The following is a 24,095-nucleotide window of genomic DNA, read 5'->3' on the forward strand; positions in this document are numbered from 1 at the left end:
ATCATGGCGGTCATAGAAACAGCGGAGAAGATGCTGCCCGCGGGCCTGCGCCCAGTCGGCGGCCGTACGCTGCGCATGCTTGCGGCCGTGCTCACCGAACGCGGTGAAAAGGCGACCGCCCAGCGCATGGCGCTGACGGCGTTTTCGATCCGCATCCTCAGCGCAGCACTTGCCTTCGTCTCCCAGATCGTGCTTGCCCGGCTGATGGGCGAATATGAATATGGCATCTTCGTTTTCGTCTGGGTGCTGGTCGTCGTCTTCGGCGATCTCTCATGCCTTGGTTTCCACACCGCGATCGTCCGCTTCTTGCCGCAATACAGGGCAGCGGGCGCTTTCGAAGAAATCCGCGGCCTGACCGGCACGGCGCGGATTTTTGCGCTGCTTTCCGGCACGGTGGTGCTCGCCGCCGGCATGCTCGGGCTGCATCTCTTCGGCGATATGATCCAGGTCTATTATCTCGTCCCGATCTTCATCGGCCTGCTCGCCATGCCGATGATCGCGCTCGGCGATATTCTGGAAGGCACGTCACGGGCGAACCATTGGCCGGTGATGGCGTTGAGCCCGGTCTATATCGTCCGCCCGATCCTCATCATCCTCTTCATGCTGATCGCGATTGCCATCGGCGCCGAGCACACGGCCGTCACCGCAATGCAGGCAGCACTCGCCGCCAGCTACGTCACCGCCGTCGGCCAGTATGCCGCAACGCTCTACCGCCTTCGCCGGCATTATGACAACGGCCCGCGCAAGGTCGATTTCCTCGCCTGGTTCAGCGTCGCCTTTCCGATTTTCCTGATCGAGGGCGTGAGCTTCCTGCTCACCAATTCCGATGTCGTCGTCGTCGGCATCTTCCTCGAGCCGCACGACGTCGCCATCTATTTCGCCTCCGCCAAGACGATGGCGCTGGTGCATTTCATCAATTTCTCGGTCAAGGCGGCCTCCGGCCCGCGCTTTGCCTCGATCATCGCCGAAGGCGACCACGCCCAACTGGCAACCGCTGCCATCGACGCCGCCCGCTGGACCTTCTGGCCGGCACTCGGGGTCGGCCTTGTCGTGCTTGCGGCCGGCCATCTGCTGCTGTCGCTCTTCGGCGGCGCCTTTACATCAGGCTATCTGGTGATGGCGATCCTGCTCGCCGGCATCCTTACCAAATCGCTGGTCGGCCCGGCCGAAACGCTGCTGATGATGGCAGGCAAGCAGAATTTCTGCGTCGCACTCTATGCCGGTGCATTGACGGCCAATGTCAGCCTCAACCTCGCATTGATCCCACATTACGGCATCGAGGGCACGGCGATCGCCACCGCCTCCGCCATGGCTGTCGAGGCGATCCTGCTGCATATGGCCGTGCGCCGCACGCTCGGCATCGTCCTTTTCGCCTTCGCCAGCCCCTCCACCGCAACGCCTGAAATGAGAGTTCGATAGATGGTGCGTGTACCCCCCGTTACCGAAAGCACCGACAGCGCCGCAAACCGCATGGTGCATGATCTCGCCGCGTTGAATTTCGAAGCACCGCGGGCCGAGGCTCGCGCCGAGATCGGCCGACCGGGGCGCGAGCTCTGCCTTTATCCCGGCAAGCTGGGTTATGACCTTCAGGATGAGCTCGATTTCCTCTCCAACCGGGCGATGGAGCCGAACGTCTTTTTCTCCGGCCGCTTCCTCGCCCCCGCCATGCCGCGGCTCGAAGATCGGCAGGTGAACTTCGCCCTGATCCGCGATCACAATGCCGACCGCAGCCGCATGCGGTTCCTCTTGCCGTTTTCGGTCGACAAGCCGGGCTTCGCCGTCGGCCCGTCGATCATCCGCGGCTGGTCGAACAGCTTCGGTCCACTCGGCACGCCGCTCGTCGATGGCGAGGATGCCGCCGAGACCCTCGACAATCTCTTCGAGGGACTGACCGCCCGCGATCTCAATCTGCCCGGCATATTGGTTCTGCCGGATCTCAGGCTGAACGGCATCTTCGTGCGGATGCTCAAGGCCGTGGCGCTCAGCCGCAATCTTCCCGTCACCGTCACCAATCCCTACCTGCGCCCGATGCTGCAGAGCGAGGAAGAGGCGCCGGCCTATCTCAGCAAAACCATCTCCTCCTCGCATATGCGCGAGATGCGCCGGCAGTGGCGCCTGCTGGAGGAACAGGGAACAACGGTCTATGCCGTCGCCCGCCAGCCGCGCGAAATTCATGTCCGCTTCGAGGAATTCCTGGCAATGGAAGCCGGGGGCTGGAAGGGCAAGCGGCGAAGCGCTCTCGTCACCGATCGTTATCATACGGCCTTCGCCCGCGAGGCGGTGTCGAACCTTGCCGCCGTCGATGCCGTGCGCATTCACACGATCGATCTCAACGGCAAGGCGATCGCCGCCATCGTCGTGCTGATGATGGGCGGCGAGGCCTATACCTGGAAGACCGCCTACGATGAAAACTATGCCCGCTATTCGCCTGGCAAGCTTTTGATGAGCGAACTCACCGAATGGCATCTCGACGATGCCAATATCGTGCGCTCCGATTCCTGCGCCGTCTCGGATCATCCGATCATGAGCCGCTTCTGGCAGGAGCGCGAGGAGATGGGAACGCTGGTGATCGGCCTGATGCAGAACGGCGACCGCGACATGCGCCAGGTCACCGCCCAGCTCCACATGTACCGCAGCACCCGCAACATGGCAAAGATGCTGCGCGAAAAGATCATGTCGCTTGCCGGGCGAGGCTAACCTTCAGCCGCCGCCCTCTCCCGCAGCAGTCGGCGGATCACCTTGCCGGTGGTCGTCAGCGGCAAGGCATCGATGAATTCCACCTCACGGGGATATTCGTGCATCGAAAGCCGCGTCTTCACCCATTCCCTGATGTCGGCGGCCAGCGCCTCGCTTGGATGATGGCCAGGTGAAAGCACGATATAGGCCTTGACGATTTCGGTGCGCACGGCATCGGGCTTGCCGACGGCGGCGGCAAGCTGCACGGCGGGATGGCCGATCAGGCAGTCTTCGATCTCGGCCGGGCCGATGCGATATCCCGACGAGGTGATGACGTCGTCATCGCGGCCTTCGAAGGTGACGTAGCCCTCAGCGTCCTGCCGGCCGATATCGCCGGTGAGCAGCCAGCCCTTGGCGAATTTTCGTTCGGTCGCCGTCGCATCGTCCCAATAGCCGAGGAACATGACAGGATCGGGACCGGCGATGGCGATCTGGCCCGGTTCGCCGACGGGCAACTCGTCGCCCGTCTCGCTGACGATCGCGACGCGATGCCCGGGCACTGCCCGTCCGATGGCACCGGCCTTGGTGACGCCATAAGCAGCGCTGGAAGCGAGCACGAAATTGCACTCCGTCTGGCCGTAGAATTCGTTGACGGTGATGCCGAGCGTATGCCGCGCCCATTCATAGGTCTCGCGGCCGAGCGCCTCCCCGGCCGAGCCGATGGTGCGCAGCACCAGATCATATTTCGAGCGCGGATCGGACACGGACCGCATCAATCTCAGCGCCGTCGGCGGAATGAAGGCATTGCGCACCTTCATCTCAGCCATGATGCGATAAGCCATGCCGGCATCGAATTTCTGCGCCGGCGACGAGACGACGGGAACGCCGAGCAGAAGGCTCGGCAGCAGCGCATTGAGCAGACCGCCCGCCCAAGCCCAGTCGGACGGCGTCCAGACCTTGTCGCCCGGTTGCGGAAAACCCTCATGGGCAAACTGCATACCGGGAATATGGCCGGGCAGAACGCGATGACCATGCAACGCACCCTTGGGCGGCCCCGTCGTGCCGGAGGTAAAGATCATCAGCGCCGGATCATCCGGACCGGTCTTGGCGATGTCGAAGACAGGGGGATGGCCATCCGCCAGTTCGGCGAAAGCAGTCGCATCGGCACTCGCCCCGTCGATGCTGACGATATGCTTCAACGCCGGCAGGCGTCCGCGGATCTGCCGGATGCGTTCGAGACCGAAGCCGTTGGTGACGACGGCCGCGGCACCTGCCGCCTTCAACCGGTATTCCAGCGCCTCGACGCCGAAGAGCAGCGCCAGTGGCAGCGCGATCGCGCCGGTCTTATAGATCGCCACATGCGCGATCACCGTTTCGAAGGATTGCGGCAATAGCAGCGCGACGCGATCGCCGCGTTTGATATCAAGTGAAACGAGCGCATTTGCAAAAGCCGAGGAAAGGTCGGCGAGCGCGCGATAGGTCATTGCGCGATGATCGCCGTCAAGGCTGAAATGCTCAAGGCAGACACGCTCCGGATCTCTTGCGGCCCAGTCGTCGCTGACGGCGCGGCCGATATTGAAATCCTCCGGAATCCGCCAGGAGAAATCGCGATAGAGATCGTCGTAGCGATCGTGTGACGGCAGCTGCATGGTCGGATTCCGATAAAATGCTGCGTCAGCTAACATCTTGCGGCGCGGATGTGCAAGCTGCAGCCGGAATCGACAGCGATGAGCTTCAGAAGTCGATCACGGATCATTGTGCGCATGCAGCATAGATTCTTCATTTGCCGCCCTGCGACTTTGGCCATCTCGCGCTAAATCATGGAGAGCCGCCTGGGGTCATCCAATTCATCACGGAGTCGTTTCATGGAATATGTAAAATTCGGAAAGACCGGTCTCGAAGTATCGAAAATCTGCCTGGGCTGCATGACCTTCGGCGATCCCGGCCGCGGCAATCATGCCTGGAGCCTGCGGGAAGAAGAAAGCCGGGTGATGATCAAGCAGGCGATCGACCTCGGCATCAATTTCCTCGACACCGCCAACACCTATTCCAACGGTTCGTCAGAGGAGATCGTCGGCCGCGCCATCAAAGACTTCGCCAAGCGCGAGGACATCGTGCTGGCGACCAAGGTGTTCAACCGCATGCGGCCGGGCCCGAACGGCGCCGGCCTGTCGCGCAAGGCGATCTTCGACGAGATCGACAACAGTCTGCGTCGTCTCGGCACCGACTATGTCGATCTCTACCAGATCCACCGCTTCGACTACACGACGCCGATCGAGGAAACGCTGGAAGCGCTGCACGACATCGTCAAATCAGGCAAGGCCCGCTATATCGGCGCCTCCTCCATGTATGCCTGGCAATTCGCCAAGGCGCTCTATGTCTCCAGACTGAACGGCTGGACCGAATTCGTCAGCATGCAGGACCACCTGAACCTGCTCTACCGTGAGGAAGAGCGCGAAATGCTGCCACTCTGCGAAGATCAGAAGATCGCCGTCATCCCCTGGAGCCCGCTTGCCCGCGGCCGCCTGACCCGTGACTGGGACGAGACGACGGCACGCAGCGAAACCGACGAATTCGGCAAGACGCTCTACACCCAGTCCATCGATGCCGACCGCAAGATCGTCGGGGCCGTGGCCGAAGTCGCCACTGCCCGCAACATCTCCCGCGCCCAGGTCGCAACCGCCTGGATCCTGCAGAAGAGTGCGGTGACCGCCCCGATTATCGGCGCGTCCAAACCCAACCACCTCAGAGACGCCGTTGCCTCGCTCTCGGTCAAGCTTACCGCCGAGGAAATCGCGGCACTGGAAGCACCCTACGTCCCGCACGCCATCGCCGGTTTCAAGTAGCCGCTGGCTTCTCGGTCCTCAGCACATGCAAAGTAGATCCCTCTCCGCGCGGAGAGGGAGATCGAAACCATCGCCTTTCGCGACTGAGATTATGTTTGGCTTTCAGGATCGAGCTGCCGGCGCATCGTCACCAAAAACTGCTCGGCAAGCGCCCTGTCCTCGACCGCTCGGGCAAGAATGACAGCACCCATCATCGATGACAGTGTCGTCGTCGCATTGGCACGACGCTCCTCTTCCGTTTCGCCGGGAACGATATCGGCAAGCGTGTCGACCAGCACGGACAGCCCATCGCTGAAGACCGCGCGGACCGCGCCGCGGCTGCGGCTGACCTCCTGGATCAGCGTTGCGAAGACACAGCTGCCACCGGGATCGTCAACCGTGCGCCAGTGGATATAATGGTCGAGAAGAGCGGCCAACGGCCGGTCTGGCGATTCGGCGATATGTTCCTTCCAGCGCGTTTCGACCTTGTCGATCAGCTTGCGGCTGACCTCCAGCGCCAGGTCGTCCTTCGAACCGAAATGACCGTAGAAGCCGCCATGCGTCAGTCCCGCCGCCTTCATGATGTCGGCGACGCCCACCCCGTCGAAACCGTTTTCGCGGAAAAGCACGCCGGCAACGCTCAGGATCTTTTCGCGGTTCTCGGCAAATTTTTCGCGGCTGACCCGCATTGTCGTCTCCAGAAATAGTCGCTTGACAAAATATATGACGTCCATCATCAATACGCAAGAAATATTATGCCCATCATGTAAATCGGTCCAGTATCTCCTAAGACCTGAATTCAACCGGAATCTTGCCCATGGTTTCCACAGCCCTTGCCTCCTCCCTTGCCCGGCGCAACATCCATTACGGTTGGGTCGTCGTCGCCGCGACCTTCCTCACCATGCTGGTCACCGCCGGCGCCATGGGGGCACCCGGCGTTCTCATCAAGCCACTGCAGGACGAATTCGGCTGGGAGACATCGCAGATTTCCTCGGCCCTTGCGATCCGTCTGATCCTTTTCGGCTTCATGGGTCCGTTCGCCGCCGCCTTCATGAATTATTTCGGCGTGCGCAAGGTCATCGTCTTCGCGCTTGCGCTGATCAGCGCAGGCTTCGTCGGTTCGCTGTTCATGACGACGCTGTGGCAGTTGCTGCTGCTCTGGGGTATCGTCGTCGGCTTCGGCACGGGTCTGACGGCCATGGTGCTCGCCGCAACGGTCTCCAGCCGCTGGTTCACCAAGCATCGCGGCCTCGTCGTCGGCATGCTCTCGGCAAGCTCGGCCACCGGCCAGCTCGTCTTTCTGCCGTTGATGGCGGAACTGACGCAACGTTACGGCTGGCGCTCGACGGTGTTTTTCGTCTGCGCCATGATCATGGTTGCAGCCCTTGCCGTGCTTGCCTTCATGCGCGACCGGCCGGCCGATCTCGACCTGCCCTCCTTCGGCGAAACGCAGGTGACGCCGCCACCGGCAAGCACCTCTCTCGGCGCCGCGCTGATGACGCCGATCACCGTCCTCAAGGAAATCTCAAAGACCTCGACCTTCTGGATCCTCTTTGCCACCTTCTTCATCTGCGGTCTCAGCACCAACGGCCTGATCCAGACCCATTTCGTCACCCTGTGCGGCGATTTCGGCATTGTACCGGTGGCCGCGGCCAGTGTGCTGGCTGTCATGGGCATCTTCGATTTCTTCGGCACCATTGGTTCCGGCTGGCTGTCCGACCGTTTCGACAATCGCTGGCTGCTCTTCTGGTATTACGGCCTGCGCGGCCTGTCGCTGCTCTACTTGCCCTTCAGCAATTTCAGCTTTTACGGCCTCTCCATCTTTGCCATCTTCTACGGTCTCGACTGGATTGCCACCGTGCCGCCGACCGTCAAGATCGCCGCCGACCGCTTCGGCCGCGAAAAGACCGGCCTCGTCTTCGGCTGGGTCTTTGCCGGACATCAACTGGGAGCCGCCACAGCCGCTTATGGCGCCGGCCTCTCGCGCACGGAGCTTTCGAGCTACCTGCCCGCCTTCTTCGTCGCCGGCGCCTTCTGCCTGCTGGCCTCGATCCTGGCGATTACGCTGAAGAAGTCTGGCCTGAGCAACCCGGCACCGGCCGCCGCCCATTGATATCAAACAGGATCCGGCCTCGAAGCGAGGCCGGATCTCTCTACCGGATCAGTCCGATAACTCGCTTGCCCGTCTTGCGCGCCCGGGCGCTCGCATGTTAGACAGCCGCCCGTTCGTATCCGTTGCCCCATTGGCGGAATTGGTAGACGCGCTCGACTCAAAATCGAGTTTCGAAAGAAGTGCTGGTTCGACTCCGGCATGGGGCACCATCATCTCAAATTGTTGTCGCGTAGCGCCCCCGCCTCCAAAACCCGACACGGGACCACGCAACATAATTCGTATCTTAGCGAAGCTTACTTATTCTTCAGCAGCCACATCTTGCCGGCCATGGTGATGCCGTAGACGTCTTTTGATGCGTCGTCATCCAGATGCCGCCTCTCCAGAAAACCCGGCTCCTTCAGCTCGCCCAGCGTCTTGGCAGTGACCGATTTTATTTTCTGCGGCCGCTCTTTCCACCGGTCAGTTTTTGCATAAGTCACCGTCGCGTTCTCGTGCGTCCATTTATTGGCCGGCTGAGGATAAAGGTCTCCATCCCTGGCGAGTTTAAGTGCGGCGATCTGGGACGGCGTAAGCTCAATCATTCTGAAAAATCCTGTGCGGGCGGTGTTTGCGCTGGGAACGCGCTTTTACCAAAGGCGTGCTCATAACACCGACAGACGACTTTCACCACCGCATTGAGTTATTCGCGCCACGAAAGGCGAAAGCCCGGCTCGTCGGAACCGGGTTTCGTGCTTATCGCATATTTTTTCGTTAATTGCAGCGCCGGACCGTCCTGGTGACCTCGCCTTCGTCGGTCTGTCGGGTGACGCTCCTGGTTTCGCAGCCATTATCGCGATAGCGGCGGTGCTCACGCTCGCGCACAGCACCGAAGGTGACGCCACCTTCGCTGATCGTGATGCCGGGTCGTACCCGCTCATGGCGATAGCCGTCGTCATAAGAACGCTCCCTGACATAGACGCTGTCGGCAAGAACAGGCGCTGCAAACGAGCAGGCGGCAAGAGCCGCCACAGTACAGTTTAGGATGATCTTCCGCATATCGTTCTCCTTTCTTGATGAAAGGCCAACGAGACAAGACGCAAGTGGTTCCAACATCGGTGACGGCCCGACCGTGCCGTGGCGACGTCTGCGCCGCACTGGCCAGCGACTGAGAACGAAGACTTCAAACAGGAGCCCATCCCCCAAATCAACTGTTTAATTTTGTTTGCGCTTCGTCCAAAGTGGCCGCCGCTATCACAAGAGAGGGCGGACGTGCATCAGGAAGTAGGACTTATCGCGACGGTCGCCGTCAGTTTCGTTTTCGCAGCGATCCTGGGCTATGGCGCCGACCGGCTTCGGCTGCCGCCGCTCGTCGGTTACCTGATGGCGGGCATCCTGATGGGCCCGTTCACGCCGGGCTTCGTCGCCGATACCGCCCTTGCCGGCCAGCTCGCCGAAATGGGCGTCATTCTTCTGATGTTCGGCGTCGGCCTGCATTTTTCCGCCTCCGACCTGCTCGCCGTGCGCGGCATCGCCGTGCCTGGCGCGATCGGACGAATTATCCTCGCCACCCTGTTAGGCATCGGCCTTTGCAAACTCTGGGGCTGGAGCCTCGGCGCCGGCATCGTGCTTGGCCTCAGCCTGTCGGTGGCGAGCACGGTCGTGCTCTTGAAGGCGCTGGAGGAGCGCAATCTCGTCAACGCGGCAAGCGGACGCGTCGCCGTCGGCTGGCTGATCGTCGAGGATCTGGTGATGGTGCTGGCGCTCGTGCTGCTGCCGGCGCTCGCAGAGCTTCTGGGTGGCAACGCCAGCAATACGACCAATCATGGCCTCGGCGACCTGCCGCTGGTGCTGACGATCGGCCTGACGCTGCTGAAGGTGGCGGCCTTCGCCGCCATGGCGATCTTCCTCGGCCCTCGCATCGTGCCCTGGCTGCTGACGCTGATCGCCCGCACCGGCTCGCGCGAACTCTTTACGCTGACGGTGTTGGCGATCGCGCTCGGCATCGCCTTCGGTTCGGCGGCGATCTTCGGCGTCTCCTTTGCGCTCGGCGCTTTTTTCGCTGGCGTCGTCATGAGCGAATCCCAGCTCAGTCACAGGGCGGCGGCCGACTCGCTGCCGCTGCAGAATGCCTTCTCCGTGCTGTTCTTCGTCTCCGTCGGCATGCTCTTCGATCCCTCGATCCTGGTGCGCCAGCCGCTGGCGGTGATCGGCGCGCTGGCGCTCGTCGTCCTCGGCAAGGGCATCATCACCTTCCTGATCGTCATGCTGCTGCGATACCCGATCAGCATGGGGTTGACGTTGGCCGGCGGCCTTGCCCAGATCGGCGAGTTTTCCTTCATCCTCGCCGGACTCGGCGTCTCACTCGGGCTCCTGCCGCATGAGGGCCAGGATCTGATCTTGGCCGCCGCAATCCTGTCGATCACCCTCAATCCGATCGTGATCTTTGCGACCGACGGCCTGAAGAAATACATCCATTCGAAATGGCCCTCCCTCTGGGAAAGTTACGGCAGGAGCAGACAGAAGGCGCTCGGCAGAGAGCTGGAAAAGATCAGGGAGCTCGGCGAGGAGCGCGAGCGCCAGCATCAACTGAAGATGCAGCAGCTGATCGAGACTTTCCCGCTGTTCTCCGAGGTCGACGAGGACGCGCAGGAGGAGCTGCTGCTGCTCTTCAAGGCTAAATCCGCGCCGCCCGGCGAACGCGTCATCCGCCGCGGCGACCGGGGCGACAGCATGTATTTCATCTCCTCGGGCGCGGTGGAAGTGCGGCTCGCCAGCGGCGCGATCCGCCTGGAGCCGGGCGCCTTCTTCGGCGAAATGGCGCTGCTGACTGGCGGACGGCGCACCGCCGACGTCATCGCCGTCGACTTCTGCCAGTTCGAGGTCCTCGAGCGGCGCGACTTCAACATGTTCATGTCGCACCACCCACATCTGCGAGCCGCCGTTAGCGAAATGGCTCAGAAGCGGACGGAAATGAACGTCCTGCGTCAGCAATGGGAAAAGTCGATGGACCTATCCTGAGACGGGAACCGCACCTCTCGGATAGAGCTGCGGCGTTTCGCAAATGATAGACTACTTGTCGGGGCAAGCTTCGTTGGTCGTCGCGCCGCTGTTGCCGCCTTGCGTCTGAAGCGAATTGCCGCTCGGCTGGTCCGGGCAATTCGCCTTGTTCATCGGCATGTTCATCGAACTGCCGGAGCCATTGTTCGTCGTGCTGTTCGTTGCATTCGGATCCAGTGGTACCGTCGTGCCGCTGCCGCTGTTGCCGGTGCTGTTATATTCCGAGCTGCTCGGCGTATTGGCGCCGCTGTTGGTCGGAGCCTGCGGCGGGTTGCTCTGTGCGAAAGCCGACGCCGCCATGCCAAGAGCGAGCAGCGAGACTGCAGCAAGTTTCATCCGCATGGGAATATCCTCCTCGGGATTTTGTTGATCCTGAGAAGGAAACCATGCGCCAAAGCCGTTGTTCCGACAGGCATAGGGATTAAATCCCCAGACGCGCGGCACCGTAGCGGATTGCCTCAGCCCGCCGGCCAATAACCGTCGGCGCAGAAATCCTCCGGGATTGGATCGAGCCGTGACAATGCCTCGGCTGCGAAATCGATCTGCAGCGACAAGTGTTTGAGAGACGCCAGCATTGGCACACCGGTCGCGAATTCCCGGACGCGGGACAGATGATAACCGCTCTCGCTGATCCGTCGCGCAGCCTCCCGGCGCACGTCGTCTTTGCTTGGTCCACGCCCCTCTGCGGACCGGTTATCCATGTGCACGGCCTGCCCACGGCCGCCTTCGATCACTTTGAACATTCTCATGCCACCCTGCACGTCGACCCCAAATCAGCTTGCCGCAGAATGGCCGATTCGCAATCCCGTGAAATCTTGGGAGAGGCGCCGATGGCCTGCATCACGAAAATTTTTGGGCGGCGGTGGCAGGAAGGACACGGGCGAGCATTTACAGCGCCGCGCATGGTCCCTAAAGCTTTTTTGCACCGCAACAGGAAGGAAACGGAATGCTCCGCAGACTTTACGACTGGACCATGTCTTTGGCCTCGCGCAAATCGGCCGAAGTCTGGCTCGCCGTCATCGCCTTTGTCGAAAGCTCCGTCTTTCTCGTCCCCGCCGATGTGCTCTTCCTGCCGATGGCGCTTGCCAAGCCGGAACGCTCCTATCGCTATGCGCTGATTGCAACTGTCGCCTCCGTACTCGGCGGCATCGCCGGCTGGGCGCTCGGCTACTACGCCTATGAGACGGTGGCGCGGCCGATCCTGGAATTCTACGGCAAGCTCGAAGCCTTCGAGCAGATGAAGGCCTATGTCACCTACGAGACGATCCTGCTGCTGCTCGTCACTTCGGGTCTTGCACATTTGCCGCCGATCAAGATCGTCACCATCCTGTCCGGCGTCATCCACGTCAATCTGGGGCTTTTCATCGTCTCGGCGATCGTCGCGCGCGGCGCGCGTTTCCTCTTCCTCGCCTGGCTGCTGCGCCGCTACGGCGAGCCGATCCGGCATTTCATCGAGAAGCGGCTCGGCCAGATCGTCGGCATCGGCGCCGGCGCCGTCATCGTGTTATACGTCGCCTACCGCTATCTCGCTCACTAAAACAGGATGATTTTAGGCCGGGTCGAGCTAAAATCTGAATTCGCCTCTCATGCTCTACCAACTTCGCGGAGCTCCGCCATGACTGCCACTTCCTCGCCACTCGCTCGCCCCGGCTTTATTTATTCCCTGTTGCTCGCCATCGGCATGGCGGCGGCGGTCGGCACGGCGCTCGGCTTCCAGTATATCGGCGGCTATATTCCTTGCGCGCTCTGCCTGTTGCAGCGTCAGCCCTATTATTACGCCATCCCGATCGCGATCCTGGCCGCAATCTCCGAACTCATCGGGCTGCCGAACTGGATCACCCGGGCGCTCATTCTCGCGGCCGGCATCCTGATGCTGGTGACGGCAGGCATGGGTGTCTATCACGCCGGCGTCGAATGGCATTTCTGGCCCGGCCCGCCCACTTGCTCGACGACGGCAAGCAGCATGACGACCAATGCCGGCGATCTGCTCGGTGAGCTCAACACCATCAAAGGCCCGTCCTGCACCGATGCGGCGCTTCGCGTGCTCGGCCTGTCTTTTGCCGGCTGGAATGTGATTGCCGGAATCCTGCTTGCGGCCTTCGCCTTTGTCGGCGTTCGCAAGGCCGCCACTGCATAAATTATGCAGAAACCGAAATGTACAGCGTCTTTTGCGCGTCCGAAAAGACGCGCGACGCTGTAGGCCGTTCGATCAGGGCTGTAGTTCGGTATCCCAGTAGAGATAGTCGAGCCAGCTTTGATGCAGATAGTTTGGCGGGAACAGCCGGCCGTTATTGTGCAGATCCTGTACCGTCGGCTGGTAGGGCTTCTGCGCCGGGAACATGCCTGCCTGCTTCGGAAGCTTGCTACCCTTGCGCAGATTGCAGGGCGAGCAGGCTGCCACGACATTCTCCCAGGTGGTCTCGCCGCCATGGGCGCGCGGAATGACGTGGTCGAAGGTCAGGTCGTCATCAGCGCCGCAATACTGGCACTCGAACCGGTCGCGCAGGAAGACGTTGAACCGGGTGAAGGCGGGATTGCGGGACGGCTGAACGTAAGTCTTCAGGCACACGACACTCGGAAGCCGCATCGAAAAACTCGGCGAGGAAACCGAATGTTCATATTCTGCAATGATGTTCACACGGTCGAGAAATACCGCCTTGATCGCGTCCTGCCAGGACCACAACGACAAGGGGTAATAACTCAGTGGCCGGTAGTCAGCGTTCAGGACGAGCGCTGGCAGGGCCTGCGGGGAGACTGCAATCGTCAAGGGACTCTCCTGATCGATTCGGCATCTGCACCTGTATATTAGGCCGGTTGTTACAGGATTGTGAAGTCCAATAAATTCAGAGGATAAAGGCAATTTGAAGAGTGTTGCCGATCAGCCGGTCGGCACCATGTCACGGCGCATTTTCGTGGCGTAATAGACCCAGAAAAGCCGTGCCGCCACCGAACGCCACGGCGACCAGACTTCCGCAAGCTGGGTCAGCGCCTTTGCCGGCGGCCGTGCTGCAAGACCGAAAGCCGCCCCGACGGCATTCTGCAGTGCGACATCGCCGGCTGGGAAAACATCGGCATGGCCACCGCAAAACATCAGATAGACCTCCGCCGTCCACGGTCCGACGCCTTTCAGCGCGGTCAGTTCGCCAAGTGCGTCGCCCGGCGGCTTCAGGCAGAGCCCGGAGAGATCGAGGCGGCCGGAGGCGACCGCTTCGGCAATCCGCGACAGCGTCTCGGCCTTGGCGCGCGACAAGCCGAATTCGCGCCATGCGTCGGCGTGAAGCAGCACGTAGCCTTCGGCAGTCAAAAGACCATCCGACGGCAGCATGCGCCGCCAGATCGCGTCGGCGCTGGCGCGCGATACCATCTGCGAGACGATGATATGGGCAAGGCCGGCAAAGCCGGGTTCGCGCAGCCGCAGCGGAATGGGCCCGGCCTCCGCGACGATCGGTGCAAGACGCGGATCGAGGCGAAGCAGCGCTTCGAGCCCCTGCCTGACATCGTCTTCGTTGCGGATGATCTGCACTTTGCCTCGCAGTGGTTCAAAATTCGGATCCATGGCAGAAGAAAGCATGACCACGAGTGAGCGTCAAAAACCTGTCTTTCGTTTTGCGCCGAGCCCCAACGGACCGTTGCATCTCGGCCATGCCCTGTCGGCCCTGCTGAACCGCGACATGGCGGATGCCGAACAAGGCCGCTTGCTGCTGCGTATCGAGGATATCGATCAGACGCGCTGCACGCCAGAGTTCGAGGCCGGCATCCTCAGCGATCTCGAATGGCTTGATATCAAGTGGGAAAGCCCGGTGCGGCGCCAGTCGGAACATTTCCCCGAATATCAGGCGGCGCTGCACACACTGATCGAGCGCGGACTGGTCTATCCGGCCTTTCTGACGCGTGGCGAGGTGAAAGCGCGCGTCGCCGCCTACGAGGCGGCGGGTGAATCCTGGCCGCGCGATCCCGACGGCACCCCGCATTATCCCGCAAATGATCGCGAGCGTTCGGCAGACGAATGGCGGGACATGCTGACCTCGGGAATGAAACATGCTTGGCGGCTCGATATGCGCAAGGCGCTCGACCTGATCGGCGAACTGCTGTTCTGGACGGAAACCGGCGACGGCAGGACAGGTGAGATCGCCGCCGAGCCCAACGTCTGGGGCGACGTCATCCTGTCACGCTCGGATGCGCCATCGAGCTATCATCTTTCCGTGGTCGTCGACGATGCGCTGCAGGGTGTCACCCATGTCGTGCGTGGGCTCGACCTCTTCCACGCGACATCGGTGCATCGGCTATTGCAGGTGCTGCTCGGCCTGCCGCAGCCGGTCTATCACCATCATCGTCTCATTCTCGGCGCCGACGGCCGCAAACTTTCGAAAAGCGAGGGCGACACCGCACTTGGCGAATTGCGCGCCCAGGGCATGTCAGTTGCGGATATTCGCCGCCTTGTCGGGCTCTGACTGGCTTTCGACACGCTCTCTGCCGACGATCGAAAGCGTGTGCGAAAACATCCGGAAGACGCGGAACTTGATCAGCGCCGCGTTGATCTCCGCCCCGATGATGAAGATGACGCCGACCATGTAGAGGAAGATCAGCACGATCATGACAGAGGCGAGACCGGCATAGGTTGCCGTATAATTGGCGAAGGTCGCGAGATAATAGGCAAAAATCAGCGCGCCGGCGAGCCAGAGAAGTAGCGTCAACAGTACGCCGGGAATGACGTCGAAGACCCGTCGCTTGCCGGCCGGCAGCCAGAGATGCATGACCAGCAGTCCGACCGTCAGAACCACCAGCGTGCCGTAGATGCGCCAGCTGAACACGATGTCGAGCGTATCGGCAAACAGCGGAAACCAGCCGCGCGCATAATCGAGCGCCAGCGGCAGGGCGACCAGCAGGATGCTGATCGCCGCAAAGATGATGACCGCGATCAGCACATAGCCGAGGCTGGCGAGACGCGTGAAATACCAGGGCCGCGTTTCCTGTACCCGGTAGGCGCGGTTGAGCGAGATGCGCAGCGCCTCGACGCCGTTCGAGGCGAAATAGGCGGCGGCCAGCACCGAGATCGTCAGCAGCCCGCCGCGCGGAATGGTCAGCACCTGCAGCACCTGGTCGGCGAGCGGCTTGGCGATCGCCTCGGGCCAGGTGTCGAAGATCAGGTGGATGGCGGTCGAGGAGAACTGATCGGCGCCGAGGAAGCTTGCAAGCGCGGTGCCGAAGATCAGGAAAGGGAAAACCGCAAGCAGGCTCGACAGCGCCACATGGCTTGCCATGGCGAAGCCGTCGTCCTCGACCATGTGACAGATCGCGTCATAGACCACGTCGTAGATCGTGCGCAGCACCTTCGGCATTCCGTCTCCGGCTTTCCAGATTGTATCCTCTGGCCGAATATGGGAAACGAGTCCCATTTTGTACAGGAATCATTCCATGGCGGGAGAACGCACCATCGTCGTGACCGGGTGTTCGTCCGGTATCGGCGCTCATTGCGCGCGGGCGCTGAAAGCCGATGGCTGGCGTGTCTTCGCGACGGTGCGCAAACCGGACGATCTCAAGGGGCTGGAAGCGGAAGGCATCGAAGCCTTCCTGATGGATTATACCAGGACCGAGACGATTTCCGATCTGGTCGGCGCGGTTCTGGAACGCAGCGGCGGCCGCATCGACGCGCTCTTCAATAACGGCGCCTACGGCCAGCCGGGCGCCGTCGAGGATCTATCGACGGCAACGCTGCGCGCGCAGTTCGAGGCGAATTTCTTCGGCTGGCATGAGCTGACGCGGCAGGTCATTCCGCCGATGCGCAAACGCGGCCAAGGGCGGATCGTGCAATGCTCGTCGATCCTCGGCGTCGTCCCCTATCGCTATCGCGGCGCCTACACCGCTTCCAAATTCGCGCTCGAAGGCCTCAGCATCACCCTGCGCATGGAGCTGCAGGGCAGCGGCATCCATGTGAGCCTGATCGAGCCGGGACCGATCGCCACGCGGTTCACCGCCAACGCGCTCGCAAAGATCAAGGAGCATATCGATCTCAAGAATTCGCCGCACGCGGTCGATTACGTCAGGCAATTGGCGAGGCTCGACGGATCGGGGCCGGTCAACCGCCACAAGCTCGGCCCGGAAGCGGTCTATTCCGTGTTGAAACACGCATTGAACTCGAAAAATCCGAGGCCACATTATCCCGTAACGACTCCGGCCAAGCAGGGCATGTTCCTGAAGCGGCTGCTTCCGGCAGACCTCTTCTACCGCCTGATGCGCTGGATGGACTGAGAAAGCTGAATGCCATGTCCACAGTCACCTATATCCTCGCGATCATCGTCATGGGCGTCGTCGCCCTCGTCCTGATCCGCGGTCTCTTCAACATGATGAAGGGCGGCGATGCCAACCGTTCCAACAAGTTGATGCAGCTTCGTGTGCTGTTGCAGGCGGTCGCCGTCATCCTGATCATGCTGACGCTCTGGCTGACCGGCGGTGGCCGCCCAACCTGATCGTCATTCAAGGAGGAAACCGTGGTCAAGCTCAACAAGATCTACACGAAAACGGGCGATGACGGCACGACCGGGCTGGTTTCCGGCCCACGCCGGCTCAAAGACGATCTGCGTGTCGAGGCCTACGGCACGATCGACGAGGCCAATTCCGCGATCGGCCTGGCTCGGCTGTACACGGCCGGCTTGCCTGAACTCGACGCCATGCTGATGTCGATCCAGAACGACCTCTTCGATCTCGGCGCCGATCTCGCCACCCCTGACACCGGCGAACTGCCGGCCTATGAACCGTTGCGGATCTCGGAGACGCAGGTCGACCGCGTCGAGCGCGATATCGACCAGCTGAACGCCGATCTGCAGCCGCTGAAATCCTTCATCCTCCCAGGCGGCAGCCCGGCCGCCGCGCATCTGCATCTCGCCCGCACGATTGCGCGCCGTGCCGAACGTCTGATGGTGGCGCTTGCCCGCACCGACGGCGAAATCCTCGGCGAGCCGGCGATGAAATATGTCAACCGCCTGTCCGATTTCCTCTTCGTCGCCGCACGTCATGCAAATGACGGGGGCCATGCGGATGTGCTTTGGGTTCCGGGAAAAAACAGATAGGCTTGTCGCGATCACGATCGCCGGGGGCCTTTATGTTCATACCACTTCACGATGCCAATACCTTGAAACATATCAAGGTTCAGTGGGTGACGCTCGCATTGATGGCGTTGAATATCGCGGTCTGGCTTTTGACCAGTTTTGAGAACGAGCAGGCAGCCCAGGCGACGACCGTCGGGCTCGGCTATATCCCGGCAATCGCCTTCGGCCACGCGGTGCTGGCGCAAGGGCTGGAGATCGTGCCGGAACCCCTCACCTACCTCACCTACGCCTTCGTTCATACCGGCTTCTGGCATCTGGCCGGCAACATGATCTTCCTTTGGGTCTTCGGCGACAATGTCGAGGATGCGATGGGGCATCTGCGCTTCCTGATCTTCTATCTCATCTGTGCCGCCGCCGGCGCGCTCTGTCACGGCCTGCTGACCATGACCTCGGAAGCGCCGCTGGTCGGCGCATCGGGGGCGGTCTCCGGCGTCATTGCCGCCTATGTCATGCTGCATCCGCGCGTCCGGGTCTGGGTGCTGGTGTTTTTCCGTGTTCCGTTGCCCCTGCCGGCCTTCGTGCCGCTGCTTTTATGGATCGGGCAGCAGTTCTTCATGCTGGCGATCGCGTCTGACGGCGACGTTTCCTGGGGCGCGCATGTCGGCGGCATCCTTGCCGGCGCTTTCCTGATCCTGGTGTTCCGCCGGCCTGGTGTGCCGCTCTTCGACCGGCAGATCGTCACGCCTCGCGCCGTCAGAAACGACCCGGGCACCGGCCCGGCCATCGCGGCCGGCACGGACGGGCGGACGGCGCAGCGCTTTCCCTGGGGCCGACACTGACGATATTGACGTGAACGTAAACGTCCACATATTGCCGAGGCAAATCGCTTGCCGGCGTCATGCATGCGTTGAATTTGGAGGAAAAACGCGTATCCATGTCGCCATTCGACAATCGGAGCGGCGCCTAAGCGCGCATTTTCTAAAAAAGGCTCCGAAGCCAGTTTCTCCTGAAGGAAGGACCCCATGAAGATACTCGTCCCAGTCAAACGGGTTGTCGACTACAACGTGAAGATCCGGGTGAAGCCGGATGGCACGGGTGTCGAGCTAACCAATGTGAAGATGTCGATGAACCCGTTCGACGAGATCTCGGTGGAAGAGGCGCTGCGGCTGAGGGAAGCCGGCAAGTGCGAGGAAGTGGTGGTGGTGTCGATCGGTCCTGCCAAGGCCGAGGAGACGCTGCGGACCGCCCTTGCCATGGGCGCCGACCGGGCGATCCTGGTCGAGACCGACGATGCTGTAGAACCGCTCACGGTTGCCAAGATCCTCAAGGCTGTGGCCGATGCCGAACAGCCGGGGCTGATCATATCAGGCAAGCAGGCGATCGATGACGACAGCAACCAGACCGGCCAGATGCTGGCAGCACTGATGGGAATTGCCCAAGCGACCTTCGCCTCGAAGATCGAGATCAGTGATGGCAAAGCAACCGTCACCCGCGAAGTCGATGGCGGCCTGCAGACGATCGAGATCAAACTGCCGGCGGTCGTCACATCAGACCTGCGTTTGAACGAACCGCGTTATGCCTCGCTGCCGAACATCATGAAGGCGAAGAAGAAGCCGCTCGACAAGAAGAGCCCCGCTGACTTCGGCGTCGACACCACACCGCGCCTCAGGGTCTTGAAGACCGAGGAGCCGTCGGGCCGCAAGGCCGGCGTCAAGGTCAAGTCGGTCGCCGAACTGATCGACAAGCTCAAAAACGAAGCCGGCGTGCTGTAATCAGCTGGGAACAGGAGCCAATATCATGACCATTCTTCTTCTGGCTGACCACGACAATGCCAGCCTGTCCGATCAGACCGCCAAGGCGCTGACGGCGGCAACCAAGATCGCCAAGGACCAGGCAAGCGATATTCATATTCTCGTTGCCGGCAAGGCTGCCAAGCCTGCTGCCGAACAAGCCGCCAAGCTTGCCGGCGTCTCGAAAGTGCTGCTCGCCGAAAGCGACGAACTCGCCAACAATCTGGCCGAACCGCTCGGCGACCTGATCGTTTCGCTGGCTGGCGCCTACGACACGATCCTGTCTGCCGCGACCTCCGTCGGCAAGAACGTTCTGCCGCGGGTGGCAGCCCTCCTCGATGTCGCCCAGGTCTCCGAGATCATCGAGGTGATCTCGTCCGACACCTTCAAGCGGCCGATCTATGCCGGCAACGCCATCCAGACGGTGCAGGCGAGCGATGCCAAGAAGGTCATCACCGTGCGCACCGCATCCTTTGCCTCCGCGCCGGAGGGTGGCTCGGCCACCGTCGAGGCAATCCCGGCGATATCCGATCCGGGTCTTTCCACCTTCGTCGCCGATGCGCTGTCGGCCTCCGACCGGCCGGAACTGACCTCGGCCAAGATCATCATCTCCGGCGGCCGGGCACTCGGTTCGGCGGAAAAATTCAGGGAAGTCATCCTGCCGCTGGCCGACAAGCTCGGTGCCGCCCTCGGCGCATCCAGAGCCGCCGTCGATGCCGGTTATGCGCCGAACGACTGGCAGGTCGGCCAGACCGGCAAGGTGGTGGCGCCTGATCTCTACATCGCCTGCGGCATTTCAGGCGCCATCCAGCATTTGGCCGGCATGAAGGATTCGAAGGTGATCGTCGCCATCAACAAGGACGAGGAGGCGCCGATCTTCCAGGTCGCCGATTACGGATTGGTCGCCGATCTCTTCGATGTCTTGCCGGAATTGCAAAAGGCGCTCTAGCTGCGTCAAATGCTTTTCTTTCGCACTTGCGAATGACTGGAAAATTATCTTTTATCGGGCTACTACTACTGCTGCCGGGCGATCCTTCGTCCGGCAGTATTGCTAGAAAAATACGGCGGCGCGGGGGCGAATGCCGTGCGGGGGTTTGGAGATGAATGCGGTGTTGAAGAATATTGGTATTATCGGTGCCGGCCAGATGGGCTGCGGCATCGCGCATGTTTCGGCCGCCGCAGGTTACAGGGTCCACATCTACGATCTCTCCCAGGACCGCATCGAATCCGGCCTTGCCACCATCAACGGCAATCTTGCCCGCCTGGTGACGAACGGCAAGATGACCGAAGCGGAACGCAAGTCGACCTTGTCGCTCATATCAGGCTCGTCCGATGTCAACGATCTCGCCCCCTCCGATCTCGTGATCGAGGCCGCCACCGAGGATGAAACGGTCAAGCGCAAGATTTACGCGCAGGTCTGTCCGGTCCTGAAGCCGGAAGCGCTGCTTGCCACCAATACCTCTTCGCTTTCCATCACGCGGCTTGCTGCCGCCACGGACCGCCCCGAACACTTCATGGGCATACATTTCATGAACCCGGTGCCGGTGATGAAGCTGGTCGAACTGGTGCGCGGCATCGCCACCGACGAAAAGACCTTCTCCGCCGCCAAGGAATTCGTCGGCACCCTGGAAAAGACCACAACCGTCGCCGAAGATTTCCCGGCCTTCATCGTCAACCGCATCCTGCTGCCGATGATCAACGAAGCGATCTACACGCTCTATGAAGGCGTCGGCACCGTCGACGCCATCGATACGGCGATGAAGCTCGGCGCCAACCATCCGATGGGGCCGCTGCAGCTTGCCGATTTCATCGGCCTCGACACCTGCCTTTCGATCATGCAGGTGCTGCATGACGGCCTGGCGGACTCGAAATATCGTCCTTGTCCGCTGCTGGTGAAATATGTCGAGGCAGGCTGGCTCGGACGCAAGTCCGGCCGCGGCTTCTATGACTATCGCGGCGAAGTGCCGGTCCCGACGCGCTAAGCTGACATCATCAGAAAGGCTGAATGGACCGAGCGCCCGCGAAATGCTTTCCTTGCCGTGAACGCGAGGAAACGCAATGTCGACCGAAACTCCGATGTTCCTGCTGCAATGCTTCGTACTCATCGGACTTGCGGGTGTGTTCCTCATAAAAGGCGACGGAGACTCCTGACCGGCGTTCTTACGATCCGATCGCACCCTTGATCAGCGCCCTGGCATCCTCGCTGTCCCAGGCGGCAGGGCCGTTCATGGCGGAGATCAGGCATCCCTTGTCATCGATCAGCAGCGTCACCGGCAGCCCGAAAGCGAGGCCTTCCTTCTTCAGGCTGTTGAATACCGAAATCGTATTGTCGCGATAGAGCTGCAGCGCATCGACGCCGGTGTCCCCGAGGAAGGTCCTCGGCTTCTCGTCGTCGCCGGTATCGATATTGACCGGCACCACCTGGAACCGGTCGCTGCCCATCTCCTTCTCGAGCGCATTCAGCGCCGGCATCTCCTCGCGGCAGGGGACGCACCATGTCGCCCAGAGATTGAGAAGCACGATCTTGCCGGCGAAATGATCGAGCGTCAGCAATTTGCCGTCCGGCCCGTTGAAGGAAATGGCGGTCAGCTTGCGCGGCTCATTGGCGGCGACCATGGCGGCCACCTGTCCCCTCATCAGCGGTGTAATGCCGGCGATGCGGTCTTTGGCGAGCTTGCATTCGGCCGACGCCGTTTCGCCGCCGCCATTGCCAATCCCCGTCTCCTTCACGTATACCGCTGCCGCACCGGCAACGACACCCGCAACGGCGGCTATCGCGATCCATTTCAGGGATGGCAGCCCGAGGGGTTTTCTTGTCGTCATTTCATTCTCCTGGACATGCATCCTCAAGGCGGGCACCTTCATGGCCGACGACAACACGGACACCAAATCCTCCAACCAGATGTGGGGCGGTCGCTTCGCCTCCGGCCCGGACGCGATCATGGAGGAGATAAATGCCTCGATCGGTTTCGACAAGAAGCTATTCGCGCAGGATATCCGCGGTTCCATTGCCCATGCGACGATGCTTGCCCATCAAGGGATTATTTCCGCTGACGATAAGGACAAGATCGTTCACGGGCTAAACACGATCCTGTCAGAAATCGAAAGCGGCAATTTCGAATTCTCGCGTCAGCTCGAAGACATCCATATGAATGTCGAGGCACGCCTGGCGACGCTGATCGGACCGGCCGCCGGCCGGCTGCACACCGCCCGCTCGCGCAATGATCAGGTGGCGCTCGACTTCCGTCTCTGGGTGAAGGAAGAGCTTGAGAAAACCGAGCAGATGCTGACCGGCCTGATCGCGGCCTTCCTCGACCGCGCCGAAGAACATGCCGAAAGCGTCATGCCGGGCTTCACCCATCTGCAGACCGCCCAGCCCGTTACCTTCGGCCACCACTGCATGGCCTATGTCGAAATGTTCGGCCGCGACCGCTCGCGCGTGCGCCACGCCATCGAGCATCTGGATGAAAGCCCGATCGGTGCCGCCGCCCTCGCCGGCACCGGCTATCCGATAGACCGCCATATGACGGCCAAGGCGCTCGGTTTCCGCGAGCCGACCCGCAACTCCATCGATACGGTCTCCGATCGCGATTTCGCCATCGAATTCCTGTCGATCGCAGCGATTGCGGGCATGCACCTGTCGCGTCTGGCGGAAGAGATCGTCATCTGGTCGACCCCGCAATTCGGTTTCGTGCGCCTGTCCGACGCCTTCTCGACCGGCTCGTCGATCATGCCGCAAAAGAAGAACCCGGACGCTGCCGAACTGGTGCGCGCCAAGACCGGCCGCATCAACGGCTCGCTGGTGGCGCTGCTGACGATCATGAAGGGGTTGCCGCTCGCCTATTCCAAGGACATGCAGGAAGACAAGGAACAGGTCTTCGACGCAGCCGAGAGCCTGGAACTGGCAATCGCCGCCATGACCGGCATGATGCGCGACATGACTGTCAACACCGCACGCATGAAGGCGGCGGCCGGCTCCGGCTATTCGACGGCGACCGATCTTGCCGACTGGCTGGTGCGCGAAGCAGGCCTCCCCTTCCGCGACGCCCATCACGTCACCGGCCGCGCCGTTGCACTCGCCGAAAGCAAGGGCTGCGACCTTGCCGAGCTGTCGCTCTCCGATCTGCAGGCGATCCATCCCGACATCACCGACAAGGTCTATGATGTGCTGACCGTCGAGGCCTCGGTCGCCAGCCGCAAGAGCTTCGGCGGCACGGCGCCGTCCGAAGTACGCAGGCAGATCGGCTTCTGGCGCGCCCGCAACTAAGAGATGCCGGGAGCCGCCGCGCCCTTCCTGCAGGCGCGGAAAGACCGCCAACAATCAGGGTGCACAAGGCGGATAACTTCGCTATGAAGATGTCCGTCATTCGATATGAATGATGCCGTCACATGCCGCAGAAGAGGATATCCATGAAGAGCCTGCCCCACCTCGTCCGCCTGACGGCGGTTCTCGCCGTCATCGGCCTTGCCGTTGCCGGATGCGGGCGCAAGGGCGACCTCGATCCGCCGAGCGCTGCGGCAACCAAGGAAGGCGACGTTTCCAAGCCGACGAAACAGCCGGGAACCGTCGACAAGCCCTTCCTTCTCGACCCCCTTCTTTAAGGCACAA

At 61.5% G+C, this 24,095-nt stretch carries 27 protein-coding genes and 1 tRNA gene; 18 read left to right on the top strand and 10 right to left on the bottom strand.

Annotated elements, in window-relative coordinates; translation table 11 throughout:
* Positions 1 to 3 precede the first annotated feature (3 nt).
* Complete coding sequence (locus N2600_RS20375; protein ID WP_260297243.1) at positions 4 to 1,419, top strand: lipopolysaccharide biosynthesis protein; 1,416 nt, start codon at positions 4 to 6, stop codon at positions 1,417 to 1,419.
* Positions 1,420 to 2,697 carry a GNAT family N-acetyltransferase gene (locus N2600_RS20380; RefSeq protein WP_260109564.1) on the top strand — a complete coding sequence of 426 codons (1,278 nt, stop codon included), beginning with the start codon at positions 1,420 to 1,422 and terminating at the stop codon, positions 2,695 to 2,697.
* Here N2600_RS20380 and N2600_RS20385 read toward each other — a convergent pair.
* A complete protein-coding gene (locus N2600_RS20385; RefSeq protein ID WP_260297244.1) occupies positions 2,694 to 4,325 on the bottom strand; it encodes an AMP-binding protein in 1,632 nt (543 codons plus the stop codon). The genes N2600_RS20380 and N2600_RS20385 overlap by 4 nt on opposite strands.
* A 216-nt stretch (positions 4,326 to 4,541) precedes the next feature.
* Here N2600_RS20385 and N2600_RS20390 point away from each other — a divergent pair, with 216 nt between their 5' ends.
* Complete coding sequence (locus N2600_RS20390) at positions 4,542 to 5,522, top strand: aldo/keto reductase (RefSeq protein WP_170257041.1); 981 nt, start codon at positions 4,542 to 4,544, stop codon at positions 5,520 to 5,522.
* A gap of 89 nt (positions 5,523 to 5,611) precedes the next feature.
* Here N2600_RS20390 and N2600_RS20395 read toward each other — a convergent pair whose 3' ends face one another.
* Positions 5,612 to 6,190 carry a TetR/AcrR family transcriptional regulator gene (locus tag N2600_RS20395; RefSeq protein WP_011653696.1) on the bottom strand — a complete coding sequence of 193 codons (579 nt, stop codon included), beginning with the start codon at positions 6,188 to 6,190 and terminating at the stop codon, positions 5,612 to 5,614.
* A 128-nt stretch (positions 6,191 to 6,318) separates the two neighbouring features.
* On the opposite strand from N2600_RS20395, the gene N2600_RS20400 reads away from it, so the two are divergent.
* Together N2600_RS20400 and N2600_RS20405 are read left to right on the top strand one after the other, a co-directional pair.
* Entirely contained in the window at positions 6,319 to 7,614 is a 1,296-nt protein-coding gene (locus tag N2600_RS20400) for an MFS transporter (RefSeq protein ID WP_260297245.1), read from the top strand.
* A 124-nt stretch (positions 7,615 to 7,738) separates the two neighbouring features.
* Positions 7,739 to 7,823, top strand: a tRNA-Leu gene (locus tag N2600_RS20405).
* An 84-nt stretch (positions 7,824 to 7,907) separates the two neighbouring features.
* Here N2600_RS20405 and N2600_RS20410 read toward each other — a convergent pair.
* Positions 7,908 to 8,195, bottom strand: coding sequence for a hypothetical protein (locus N2600_RS20410; protein ID WP_003543268.1), 288 nt, complete (start codon positions 8,193 to 8,195; stop codon positions 7,908 to 7,910).
* 169 nt (positions 8,196 to 8,364) lie between these two features.
* The gene (locus tag N2600_RS20415; protein ID WP_162116777.1) at positions 8,365 to 8,649 is read right to left on the bottom strand and encodes a hypothetical protein; all 285 of its coding nucleotides are present in this window, start codon (positions 8,647 to 8,649) and stop codon (positions 8,365 to 8,367) included.
* Between the two features lie 213 nt (positions 8,650 to 8,862).
* Here N2600_RS20415 and N2600_RS20420 point away from each other — a divergent pair, with 213 nt between their 5' ends.
* The gene (locus tag N2600_RS20420) at positions 8,863 to 10,611 is read left to right on the top strand and encodes a cation:proton antiporter domain-containing protein (protein WP_170257043.1); all 1,749 of its coding nucleotides are present in this window, start codon (positions 8,863 to 8,865) and stop codon (positions 10,609 to 10,611) included.
* A gap of 51 nt (positions 10,612 to 10,662) precedes the next feature.
* On the opposite strand, the gene N2600_RS20425 is transcribed toward N2600_RS20420, so the two are convergent.
* Positions 10,663 to 10,992: a hypothetical protein gene (locus tag N2600_RS20425; protein WP_170257044.1), complete on the bottom strand. Its 330-nt coding sequence runs from the start codon at positions 10,990 to 10,992 to the stop codon at positions 10,663 to 10,665.
* A 116-nt stretch (positions 10,993 to 11,108) separates the two neighbouring features.
* Entirely contained in the window at positions 11,109 to 11,399 is a 291-nt protein-coding gene (locus tag N2600_RS20430) for a hypothetical protein (protein WP_170257045.1), read from the bottom strand.
* Positions 11,400 to 11,596: 197 nt separating this feature from the next.
* On the opposite strand from N2600_RS20430, the gene N2600_RS20435 reads away from it, so the two are divergent.
* Both N2600_RS20435 and N2600_RS20440 read left to right on the top strand, forming a co-directional pair.
* Positions 11,597 to 12,187 (top strand): YqaA family protein, encoded by a 591-nt coding sequence (locus tag N2600_RS20435; RefSeq protein ID WP_222386994.1) that lies wholly within the window; start codon positions 11,597 to 11,599, stop codon positions 12,185 to 12,187.
* 78 nt (positions 12,188 to 12,265) lie between these two features.
* Entirely contained in the window at positions 12,266 to 12,787 is a 522-nt protein-coding gene (locus tag N2600_RS20440) for a disulfide bond formation protein B (RefSeq protein ID WP_222279639.1), read from the top strand.
* Positions 12,788 to 12,859: 72 nt separating this feature from the next.
* On the opposite strand, the gene N2600_RS20445 is transcribed toward N2600_RS20440, so the two are convergent.
* Both N2600_RS20445 and N2600_RS20450 read right to left on the bottom strand, forming a co-directional pair.
* Entirely contained in the window at positions 12,860 to 13,417 is a 558-nt protein-coding gene (locus tag N2600_RS20445) for an HNH endonuclease (RefSeq protein WP_017966367.1), read from the bottom strand.
* Between the two features lie 111 nt (positions 13,418 to 13,528).
* Entirely contained in the window at positions 13,529 to 14,221 is a 693-nt protein-coding gene (locus N2600_RS20450; protein ID WP_260298851.1) for a DNA-3-methyladenine glycosylase family protein, read from the bottom strand.
* On the opposite strand from N2600_RS20450, the gene gluQRS reads away from it, so the two are divergent.
* A complete protein-coding gene (gene gluQRS, locus N2600_RS20455) occupies positions 14,220 to 15,101 on the top strand; it encodes a tRNA glutamyl-Q(34) synthetase GluQRS (RefSeq protein WP_170263046.1) in 882 nt (293 codons plus the stop codon). The two genes, N2600_RS20450 and gluQRS, sit on opposite strands and share 2 nt — an antisense overlap.
* On the opposite strand, the gene N2600_RS20460 is transcribed toward gluQRS, so the two are convergent.
* Positions 15,066 to 15,989, bottom strand: coding sequence for a YihY/virulence factor BrkB family protein (locus N2600_RS20460; RefSeq protein WP_170257049.1), 924 nt, complete (start codon positions 15,987 to 15,989; stop codon positions 15,066 to 15,068). The genes gluQRS and N2600_RS20460 overlap by 36 nt on opposite strands.
* A 76-nt stretch (positions 15,990 to 16,065) precedes the next feature.
* On the opposite strand from N2600_RS20460, the gene N2600_RS20465 reads away from it, so the two are divergent.
* The 7 genes from N2600_RS20465 to N2600_RS20495 all read left to right on the top strand — a co-directional run bounded on the left by N2600_RS20465 (position 16,066) and on the right by N2600_RS20495 (position 21,468).
* A complete protein-coding gene (locus N2600_RS20465; RefSeq protein ID WP_260297246.1) occupies positions 16,066 to 16,899 on the top strand; it encodes an SDR family oxidoreductase in 834 nt (277 codons plus the stop codon).
* 14 nt (positions 16,900 to 16,913) lie between these two features.
* Complete coding sequence (locus tag N2600_RS20470; RefSeq protein ID WP_064247712.1) at positions 16,914 to 17,117, top strand: twin transmembrane helix small protein; 204 nt, start codon at positions 16,914 to 16,916, stop codon at positions 17,115 to 17,117.
* A gap of 21 nt (positions 17,118 to 17,138) precedes the next feature.
* The gene (locus N2600_RS20475) at positions 17,139 to 17,717 is read left to right on the top strand and encodes a cob(I)yrinic acid a,c-diamide adenosyltransferase (RefSeq protein WP_162116784.1); all 579 of its coding nucleotides are present in this window, start codon (positions 17,139 to 17,141) and stop codon (positions 17,715 to 17,717) included.
* 32 nt (positions 17,718 to 17,749) lie between these two features.
* Positions 17,750 to 18,535 (top strand): rhomboid family intramembrane serine protease, encoded by a 786-nt coding sequence (locus N2600_RS20480; protein ID WP_170263048.1) that lies wholly within the window; start codon positions 17,750 to 17,752, stop codon positions 18,533 to 18,535.
* Positions 18,536 to 18,718: 183 nt separating this feature from the next.
* Positions 18,719 to 19,468 (top strand): electron transfer flavoprotein subunit beta/FixA family protein, encoded by a 750-nt coding sequence (locus tag N2600_RS20485; protein ID WP_260297247.1) that lies wholly within the window; start codon positions 18,719 to 18,721, stop codon positions 19,466 to 19,468.
* 25 nt (positions 19,469 to 19,493) lie between these two features.
* Complete coding sequence (locus N2600_RS20490; protein ID WP_260297248.1) at positions 19,494 to 20,435, top strand: electron transfer flavoprotein subunit alpha/FixB family protein; 942 nt, start codon at positions 19,494 to 19,496, stop codon at positions 20,433 to 20,435.
* Between the two features lie 151 nt (positions 20,436 to 20,586).
* Positions 20,587 to 21,468 (top strand): 3-hydroxybutyryl-CoA dehydrogenase, encoded by an 882-nt coding sequence (locus N2600_RS20495; RefSeq protein ID WP_260297249.1) that lies wholly within the window; start codon positions 20,587 to 20,589, stop codon positions 21,466 to 21,468.
* Positions 21,469 to 21,646: 178 nt separating this feature from the next.
* Here N2600_RS20495 and tlpA read toward each other — a convergent pair whose 3' ends face one another.
* Complete coding sequence (gene tlpA, locus N2600_RS20500) at positions 21,647 to 22,309, bottom strand: thiol:disulfide interchange protein TlpA (protein ID WP_260297250.1); 663 nt, start codon at positions 22,307 to 22,309, stop codon at positions 21,647 to 21,649.
* Between the two features lie 40 nt (positions 22,310 to 22,349).
* On the opposite strand from tlpA, the gene argH reads away from it, so the two are divergent.
* Together argH and lptM are read left to right on the top strand one after the other, a co-directional pair.
* Positions 22,350 to 23,753: an argininosuccinate lyase gene (gene argH / locus N2600_RS20505; protein ID WP_260297251.1), complete on the top strand. Its 1,404-nt coding sequence runs from the start codon at positions 22,350 to 22,352 to the stop codon at positions 23,751 to 23,753.
* Positions 23,754 to 23,875: 122 nt separating this feature from the next.
* Positions 23,876 to 24,088 (top strand): LPS translocon maturation chaperone LptM, encoded by a 213-nt coding sequence (gene lptM / locus N2600_RS20510; RefSeq protein WP_029871095.1) that lies wholly within the window; start codon positions 23,876 to 23,878, stop codon positions 24,086 to 24,088.
* Positions 24,089 to 24,095: the final 7 nt, after the last annotated feature.

It is taken from the genome of Rhizobium sp. WSM1274, assembly GCF_025200775.1.
Lineage (GTDB): Bacteria > Pseudomonadota > Alphaproteobacteria > Rhizobiales > Rhizobiaceae > Rhizobium > Rhizobium leguminosarum_I.

Coding starts and splice junctions, on each gene's coding strand:
- N2600_RS20375 (WP_260297243.1), top strand. CDS start 4: ATGGCGGTCATAGAAACAGCGGAGAAGATGCTGCCCGCGGGCCTGCGC.
- N2600_RS20380 (WP_260109564.1), top strand. CDS start 1,420: ATGGTGCGTGTACCCCCCGTTACCGAAAGCACCGACAGCGCCGCAAAC.
- N2600_RS20385 (WP_260297244.1), bottom strand. CDS start 4,325: ATGCAGCTGCCGTCACACGATCGCTACGACGATCTCTATCGCGATTTC.
- N2600_RS20390 (WP_170257041.1), top strand. CDS start 4,542: ATGGAATATGTAAAATTCGGAAAGACCGGTCTCGAAGTATCGAAAATC.
- N2600_RS20395 (WP_011653696.1), bottom strand. CDS start 6,190: ATGCGGGTCAGCCGCGAAAAATTTGCCGAGAACCGCGAAAAGATCCTG.
- N2600_RS20400 (WP_260297245.1), top strand. CDS start 6,319: ATGGTTTCCACAGCCCTTGCCTCCTCCCTTGCCCGGCGCAACATCCAT.
- N2600_RS20410 (WP_003543268.1), bottom strand. CDS start 8,195: ATGATTGAGCTTACGCCGTCCCAGATCGCCGCACTTAAACTCGCCAGG.
- N2600_RS20415 (WP_162116777.1), bottom strand. CDS start 8,649: ATGCGGAAGATCATCCTAAACTGTACTGTGGCGGCTCTTGCCGCCTGC.
- N2600_RS20425 (WP_170257044.1), bottom strand. CDS start 10,992: ATGCGGATGAAACTTGCTGCAGTCTCGCTGCTCGCTCTTGGCATGGCG.
- N2600_RS20430 (WP_170257045.1), bottom strand. CDS start 11,399: ATGAGAATGTTCAAAGTGATCGAAGGCGGCCGTGGGCAGGCCGTGCAC.
- N2600_RS20435 (WP_222386994.1), top strand. CDS start 11,597: ATGCTCCGCAGACTTTACGACTGGACCATGTCTTTGGCCTCGCGCAAA.
- N2600_RS20440 (WP_222279639.1), top strand. CDS start 12,266: ATGACTGCCACTTCCTCGCCACTCGCTCGCCCCGGCTTTATTTATTCC.
- gluQRS (WP_170263046.1), top strand. CDS start 14,220: ATGACCACGAGTGAGCGTCAAAAACCTGTCTTTCGTTTTGCGCCGAGC.
- N2600_RS20450 (WP_260298851.1), bottom strand. CDS start 14,221: ATGCTTTCTTCTGCCATGGATCCGAATTTTGAACCACTGCGAGGCAAA.
- N2600_RS20460 (WP_170257049.1), bottom strand. CDS start 15,989: ATGCCGAAGGTGCTGCGCACGATCTACGACGTGGTCTATGACGCGATC.
- N2600_RS20465 (WP_260297246.1), top strand. CDS start 16,066: ATGGCGGGAGAACGCACCATCGTCGTGACCGGGTGTTCGTCCGGTATC.
- N2600_RS20470 (WP_064247712.1), top strand. CDS start 16,914: ATGTCCACAGTCACCTATATCCTCGCGATCATCGTCATGGGCGTCGTC.
- N2600_RS20480 (WP_170263048.1), top strand. CDS start 17,750: ATGTTCATACCACTTCACGATGCCAATACCTTGAAACATATCAAGGTT.
- N2600_RS20485 (WP_260297247.1), top strand. CDS start 18,719: ATGAAGATACTCGTCCCAGTCAAACGGGTTGTCGACTACAACGTGAAG.
- N2600_RS20490 (WP_260297248.1), top strand. CDS start 19,494: ATGACCATTCTTCTTCTGGCTGACCACGACAATGCCAGCCTGTCCGAT.
- N2600_RS20495 (WP_260297249.1), top strand. CDS start 20,587: ATGAATGCGGTGTTGAAGAATATTGGTATTATCGGTGCCGGCCAGATG.
- tlpA (WP_260297250.1), bottom strand. CDS start 22,309: ATGACGACAAGAAAACCCCTCGGGCTGCCATCCCTGAAATGGATCGCG.
- argH (WP_260297251.1), top strand. CDS start 22,350: ATGGCCGACGACAACACGGACACCAAATCCTCCAACCAGATGTGGGGC.
- lptM (WP_029871095.1), top strand. CDS start 23,876: ATGCCGCAGAAGAGGATATCCATGAAGAGCCTGCCCCACCTCGTCCGC.